General features: G+C 60.4%; 4 protein-coding genes and 1 pseudogene. All 5 read right to left on the reverse strand.

Annotation, left to right across the window (positions count from 1 at the left end):
• Positions 1-414: 414 nt before the first annotated feature.
• A complete protein-coding gene (locus FJ398_24370; GenBank protein MBM3841032.1) occupies positions 415-1,299 on the reverse strand; it encodes a DUF3800 domain-containing protein in 885 nt (294 codons plus the stop codon).
• Positions 1,300-1,475: 176 nt separating this feature from the next.
• Positions 1,476-1,769, reverse strand: a pseudogene (locus tag FJ398_24375) (type I restriction endonuclease subunit R).
• A gap of 14 nt (positions 1,770-1,783) precedes the next feature.
• Positions 1,784-4,780, reverse strand: a complete 2,997-nt coding sequence (locus tag FJ398_24380; protein ID MBM3841033.1) for a type I restriction endonuclease subunit R — start codon at positions 4,778-4,780, stop codon at positions 1,784-1,786.
• A complete protein-coding gene (locus FJ398_24385; protein ID MBM3841034.1) occupies positions 4,777-5,841 on the reverse strand; it encodes a virulence RhuM family protein in 1,065 nt (354 codons plus the stop codon). The genes FJ398_24380 and FJ398_24385 overlap by 4 nt, the downstream gene beginning before the upstream one ends.
• Before the next feature lie 163 nt (positions 5,842-6,004).
• A partial coding sequence (locus FJ398_24390) for a restriction endonuclease subunit S (GenBank protein ID MBM3841035.1) occupies positions 6,005-7,142 on the reverse strand: 1,138 nt, incomplete at its 5' end.

Raw genomic sequence — 7,142 nt, forward strand, 5'->3', positions numbered from 1 at the left:
CTTCTCCAACGCCGCGCGCAACCGGGGAACAAGCACCACCTCGCCCTTGGTCTCGCGCCCGAGCAACCCCGCGTCACGCGGCTCGCCGGCAACGCCAGTCGTGGGCGGCGGCCCGGCTGCTCCCTCTCCCCCTGGGAGAGGGCCGGGGTGAGGGTGTGGCAACGCCACTTGCCAACCAAGCTCCGCGAACAACCCATCATCTCCTCTCCCACTGGGAGAGGACCAAGGTGAGGGTGGCCCTTCGGCCTTGGCGGGCTGCTCGACAAGCTGGTCTTCGGTGTAGGCGTGGGGCATTTTAGCAAAATGGGGTGTTGTCAGCCCCGGCCGGATATGATTTATTGGGCGTGGAGACTCGGCTGCGAGTAACCTTTGCTCTTCTGGAGTGAGGGGGACTCAAAAGCATTGTCTCCTTTTTCATGTTCGGGGGATGTAGAGGTCCGGCACGCAAAAGATGCCAAAACTCCGGTAGGTGCGAACGCCGTCATACCCTTCACCGCGCCACTCTAACTTGTCGATCTGCGCCCCATAACGCGCCTCGATTTCCGGTCGCGTCGGCGCGGTCATTTCCGCCGGATGCCGGTAGCCCCAGTTGAGCGCGTAAATCACCACGTCCGCGACTTGCACAGGCAACGCCATGTCCGACGCCACGAAGAACGGCGACGGCACGATCCAGCGCGCGCGGTCGCGCCCGTTGGCCGTCTTGACGAAATAATCCTGAAGCCGCCGGACGAAACGGCGGTCCTCCTGCTTCTCCACCTCATCCATCACCAGCAAACCCATCTGCCGCTCGCGCTCCAGAAAATAGAAAAACCGTTCGAGCAGAAAAACATGGTCCTTGCGCAGAATATCCGGCGGGAGCGGCGCGTTTGCCGGCGGCCTTGCCGTCCCGCGCGGGACGGCAGACGCGAAGATCAGCGCCTTGTGTCGTTCCAGCAGCACGAAGATTCCATCCGCCATTCGCAGCGCCGCCTGCCCGTAAGCCGTCAATTGTTCCCGCGTCGGCGGACGCTTTTCCAGGCCCGCTTGCAGCAACGCCCGACACAAATGCTGTCGCTTTCCCGCCTCGATCTCTGCCATCTGCGTCGCGTGCGCGAAACGATCCTGCGACAACAATTTCATTCCCTTGATCTCGGACTTGTAATCCGCCAGCCGCGCGCCGAAACAGGAAAGCTCCAGCCGCAGCGCATCCTGGACGAATGGCCACAGATGCGTGTCTGCCAGCGCGAAACCGCCACGCACTTCGTAAGGCAGTTCCTTGTGGCTGTGCCCGCTCTCGTCCATGAAAAGTAGCCAGGCCATGTTCAGGTTCGGTTTGAGTGCGGCGACAGGCTACCGACTTACTCCGCCACTGGCAATTCCACCTGCCCCGACAGCAGACGCGGCACCAGCAACCCCCAACGCAACTCGTCCTCGCGCTCGATGCGTTGAAGGCCAGTCCGGCTCGGACCTCGAAGAAGGTGGCCGTGCGCTAGCACCTCCCAATCCGCCGTGAGCGAGCCGACGCGGCTGTCCGTGCCGTTCGAGGCGATGAGCAGCGCGTTGAACCAGAAGAGCTGCGGGATCTCCGCCTTGTAGTGCGTCAGGTTCTCGTCGAACGCCGCGCGCGCGGGCACGCCGGGCTTCTTCAACTCGATGACGACCAGCGGCAGGCCGTTGACGAAGCCGACCAAATCCGGGCGGCAGGTGTAGAGCGCGCCCGTGACGCTGAACTGGCTGACCAGCAGGAAATCATTGTTCGCCGGCTGCTCCCAATCAATGACCCGTGCGCGCACATCAATCTTCTTCAATAATACTGCCGGATATACCCGTAGGCTTTGTCGAACAATTCTTGGTCGGTGTGCAGCTTGTATTTCAGCAGGGTGCGGCGGAGTTCCTTTTGCACGAGGCGCTCGCCGGCGTTGGTGCGCTGCCAGTCGGGGAAACGCACTTTTTTCACGATGTCATCAATGTCGGCGACGATGCGCTCGACGATGATGTGCGTGTTCTTGGTTTTGGCATCCTTGAACAAATCCGTGAGCGCTTCCTTGGCGCGGTCGCGTTCCTCTTTCGGGTCGGCTTCTTTCTCCGCCTCCAGGACTTCCTTGGCGAGTTCGAGGATTTCTTTCAGGAATTGCAGGCTGTTTAGGAAACCCTGTTCGTGGCGTTCCTTGATTTTCTCCAATCGCTCGCCCAATTCGGTGAATTTTGGGTTGCCGAAATGTTTGCGCAGCCGGGCGATGAGCCGGATTTCAATTTCCCGCCCGCGCTTGGCCGGGTCGGCATCCTTCAAAATATCCTCCAACACCTGCGCGTCGAGCACCAGCGTCTCGACATCGTCGCGCACGGATTCCAGGTGGACGTTCTGGTTGATCAACTCCACCGTCTTCGCGCCAAGCGCGTGCCAGAGCAGCTTGCCATTGCCGCTTGGCGGCTTGACGGATTCATACACCTGCGTCAGCCAGCGGTAATCTTTTTCGTAGGGGCTGAGGCACGGGTCGGGCGACAGCGCCTCCCAAATCGTGCCGAGCACGATGTAATTGGCGGCGAATTTGTCGCGCACTTCGTTGGTCGGCAGGCATTGCTGCGCGGCCAGCAGCCCCTCGTAACCGCCGACGCTCCGGTCCACATGCGGGAAAAAGGCCAGACACTTCTGCACCTGCACCGGGAGCGCCTTGCGCAGTTCCTCGATGTTGCTGACGACCTGTTGCACGGCCTTTTCGTCGAAGTCCAGCGCCCGGGCCACGTCGTCGAAGATGCCGATGTAATCCACGATCAGCCCATGCGTCTTTTCCTGTCCGAACGTGCGGTTGGTGCGGCAGATGGCTTGCAGAAGGTTGTGATCCTTCATCGGCTTATCGAGATACATCACCTGCAAGATCGGCGCGTCGAAGCCGGTGAGCAGCTTGCTGGTGACGATGACGTATTTCAGCGGGTCGGCCGGGTCGCGGAAACGGTCGAGCAACTTCTCCTCGGCATCCTTGTCGCGGACGTGCTGCTTCCATTCCAACGGATCGTGCTGCGCGCCGCTGATGACGATGGCGCTGGCTTTCGGGCCGATCAACTCATCCATCACCGCCTTGTAGAGGATGCAGCACTCGCGGTCGAACACCACCACCTGCGCCTTGAAGCCGTTCGGTTCGACCTTCGACTGAAAATGCGTGACGATGTGATTCACCACCGCCCGGATGCGCTCCGGGTTCTTCACCAGCACGGCCATCTTGGCGGCGCGCTTGGCGAGGTCGTCGCGGTCCTGCTCGCTCAACTCGCCGGTGATCTGCTTGAACGCTTCATCAATCGCCGCCTTGTCGATCTTCAGCTTCACCTCCGGTGCTTCAAAATGCAGCGGCAACGTGGCCTTATCGCGGATGGATTCTGAGAACGAGTAGCGGCTCATGTAGCCTTTCTCGTCCTCGTTCGCGCCGAACGCCCAATAGGTATTGCGGTCGGCGCGATTGATGGGCGTGCCGGTGAGGCCGAACAGGAACGCATTCGGCAACGCCTCGCGCATCTTGCGGCCCAGATCGCCTTCCTGCGTGCGATGCGCCTCGTCCACCATCACGATGATGTTGGAGCGCTCGTTCAACTTGCCATCCGCCTCGCCAAACTTGTGAATCGTGGTGATGAGCACCTTGCGCACGTCCTGCCCGAGCAACGACTGCAACTCCTGCCGCGTGGCCACGCCGACCATGTTCGGCACGTCGGCGGCGTTGAAGGTGCTGGTGATCTGCGTGTCCAAGTCAATGCGGTCCACCACGATGATAACGGTGGGATTGCCCAGCTTGGGATGCAACCGCAACTTCTGCGCGGCAAAGACCATGAGCAACGACTTGCCGCTGCCCTGAAAATGCCAGATGAGTCCCTTCTTGGGGTGGCCTTTGATCACGCGGTCAACGAGCTGGTTCACCGTGAAATACTGCTGCCAACGACCGATGATCTTGATGCGGCGATGCTTTTTGTCCGTGGCGAACACGGTGAAGTTTTGGAGAATGTCCAGCACCACACCGGGCTGGAGCATGCTTTCCACCGTGCGCTTCACGTCGGCCAATGAACCTTCCGGCTCGTTCTCCCGCGTGCGCCAGGGACACCAAATATCTATGGGCATCCGGATCGAGCCGTAGCGAAAATGCTTTCCCTCCGTGGCGAAGGAAAAGACGTTGGGCACGAACATGGCCGGCACTTGTTTCTCGTAAATCTCGTTCACCTGAAACGCGCCATCGAACCACGTCACCGCGCTGCGCGTGGGCGTCTTGGCCTCGCCAATGACGATGGGCAGACCGTTGACCAGGAACACCACGTCGAACCGCTTTTCCACGCTGCCGGCCTGATACACCCATTGGTTCGTGACCACGAGCTGGTTGGCCGCCGGGTTCGCGGCATCCACAAGCCGCACGGGCACATGCTCGCCATTCGGGCCGAAGGGCATGGTCTTCTCGCCGCGCAACCAATCCATGAAATTCTCGTTGGCCCGGACCAAGCCATCCGCCTGCACCGCGAGCAGAATGGCTCGCAGCGCATAGATCACCTCGTCGGCACGGTCGGGCTGGTTGGCAATTTCGGGATTGAGCCGGATGAGGGCCAGCCGCAACCACGGTTCAACCATCACCTCGCCGGCTTGGCGGGGAACGTCAGCGGCGGGCGCGTATTCCCAGTGCGCAGCCGCACCTGCCACCATATCCCCGCCAAGCGAAGCGCCCCAGCCGGGCGTCTCTTTCAACTCAAACGGCCGGTTGCCGCCGGTGGTGTCGGCGGACAACGCATCGAGAATCATCTGCTCGACGGTGTTGGATTCGCTGAAGCTCATGGCTTGGGTGGCTTGAGTTTCTTGGCCTGCGGCGATTGGCTCATCTTGGCCACGGCCTTTTCAAAATCCAAATCCACCGGCCGCGGCTGCGCGTCCAGCAACCGGCGATACTGTTCGTATTCCAACTCCGCCTTCTCCCACGCCTGTTCGGCGGAAATCCTGCCCGCGTGGTTCAGCAATTCATGCGCGGACAAGTTCAAGAAATCATCCAGCTTGGCGATCCAGTCCCGCATGGTCATCACCTTGCGCCGAAGCGCCTGCAACTCCGCGAATTCCAGGTAGGCGTTCACGATCCGGTTCAGCACGCCCAGTTCGTCCGCATCGAGATAATTCTTGGCGATGCTCACGTCCTCCTTGCGGATGATGCCGCCGGGCCGCGTCGTCTTCAGCCCCATGAACGGCTTGGTGGCATCCACCCGCGCATGAATTACCTCCGCCGCCGTCTGCCCGTGCGCCGCCCAGTGCATCTTGTTCTGCACCGTGGCGAAAAACTGCTGCGACACCTCCTCGTCCGGCGCGTAGTCCACGCTCGTCGCGTAAATATCCAGCACCTTCTGGTAAAACCGGCGCTCGGACGACCGGATGTCGCGGATGCGCTCCAGTTGCTCATCGAAATAATCCTTCTGCCCTTTGCCCGGCGGATTCTTCAACCGCTCGTCGTCCATCGTGAAGCCCTTGACGATGTATTCCCGCAACCGCTGCGTGGCCCAGATGCGGAACTGCGTGCCCCGATGCGATTTCACCCGGTAGCCCACGGAAATGATCACGTCCAGGTTGTAGAACTCGATGTCGCGCGAAACCTGCTTGCGGCCTTCGGTTTGAACTGTTGCAGATTTTGCAACAGTTGCCTCCGGCGACAATTCGCCCTCCTGAAAGACATTCTTGATGTGGCGGGAGATAACCGACTTGTCGCGCTGGAAGAGGTCGGCCATCTGATTGAGCGAGAGCCAGACGGTCTCGTCTTTGAACCGGACTTCCAGCCGGGTGCGCCCGTCCTCGGTTTGGTAGAGGATGATTTCTCCGCCGGACGGCGCGGGAGGTTGGGAAGCTGACTTGCTCATGCAAAACCTCCGGACAAAATAGCGGTGGAGGGCCACCGCACTCCACGACGCGAAGCGCCCCAGCCGGGCGCGTCTTTTAACTCGAACGGCCGGTGGCCGCCGGTGGTGTCGGCGGACAACGCATCGAGAATCATCTGCTCGACGGTGTTGGATTCGTTAAAGCTCATGTGATAATCGAGTTTGTTATCGCCAGTTTGAGCGACTGAGTTGACGCCACGTAAACTTCCAACTCCCGCAGAGCGGAGCGAATGCGCGTCGCCTCTTCCAGAATCTTGTCCTGCTTCGCAAACGAGGGCGTTGGAACAAGACACTGACCGAGCGTCTGCCTGTTGATTTTCTTCATGCTGCCGCTTGTTCCCGCCGCAGACCGCATCATGTGTTTTCGTCCGCGACTCGAAGAAAGCACAAGCTCAAGAAACCGTTTCGAGACCTTATTTTCATCAACGTGAAGCCGCATCATGGTGTCAGGAAACGAAACATCGTCGCGTTCCTCATCATAGATTCCGACCAATCCGACCAACTCTTGCGTGTTCGACCGCGAAATCAGGAAATCACCTTTCGACAAACGCGCCGCGAGCATCGCGTCAGTTGGCTTGACTGGTTTCAAGTTGCCTCGGAGATAGCCAGTCTCGGAAAGTGCCGTCAGGGAAAGAACGAAGTGGCCAGTTTCAACGGTGCTTGGCGGAGCGGAACATCCACTGTCAGGACTTTCGGGCCAAAGTCCCGATAGTGCTTCACACGGGCCTTCAAACATCTTTCCAAGCTCTGCTTCGACAACGGCATTGAGGTAACTGGCTGTTGAGCATTCTGCGCTTTGCTGCGTTTGCTCAACTTCATCCACCGCCCAGAGGATTTCGGCGATGCGGCGCTGCTGGTCGAGCGGCGGGAGGTCGAACTCAAAGCTGGCGAGACTGCTCCAGTTGGTGCGCGGCGAGAGCGAACCGGCGGATGTCCCGACCGCGTGCTGAAAAAACCGCTCCGAGAGGCAGAGGAACGGCAGGAGTTCCGGCAGCAACCGGTCGCCCTTGGGCGCGAGCACATAAATGTCGCCGGACACCACCGCGTCGAACTCCGCCACCGCCACCTTGCGCTGATACGCCCGGCGTTTGCCGAACAGCACCTGCCCGGGCCGGCAGCGCCGCGTGAACGTCGTGCCATCCGCCACATTGCCCCACGCCCGGATATGCAGCGACCCCGGCTCAAGATGTTCCAGCCCGATGAACCGCTCCAACCCCGCCGCCTCCGGCTCGCACGTCTCGTTGAGATTTTCCACCACATCCCCAAATCGAACGCGCTGCCAC

It is taken from the genome of Verrucomicrobiota bacterium, assembly GCA_016871535.1.
In the GTDB taxonomy this organism is placed as follows: domain Bacteria; phylum Verrucomicrobiota; class Verrucomicrobiia; order Limisphaerales; family SIBE01; genus VHCZ01.

What these genes read in the sequence shown, in the direction of transcription:
- FJ398_24385 (MBM3841034.1), bottom strand. Translation starts at nt 5,841, where the DNA reads ATGAGCAAGTCAGCTTCCCAACCTCCCGCGCCGTCCGGCGGAGAAATC.
- FJ398_24370 (MBM3841032.1), bottom strand. Translation starts at nt 1,299, where the DNA reads ATGGCCTGGCTACTTTTCATGGACGAGAGCGGGCACAGCCACAAGGAA.
- FJ398_24380 (MBM3841033.1), bottom strand. Translation starts at nt 4,780, where the DNA reads ATGAGCTTCAGCGAATCCAACACCGTCGAGCAGATGATTCTCGATGCG.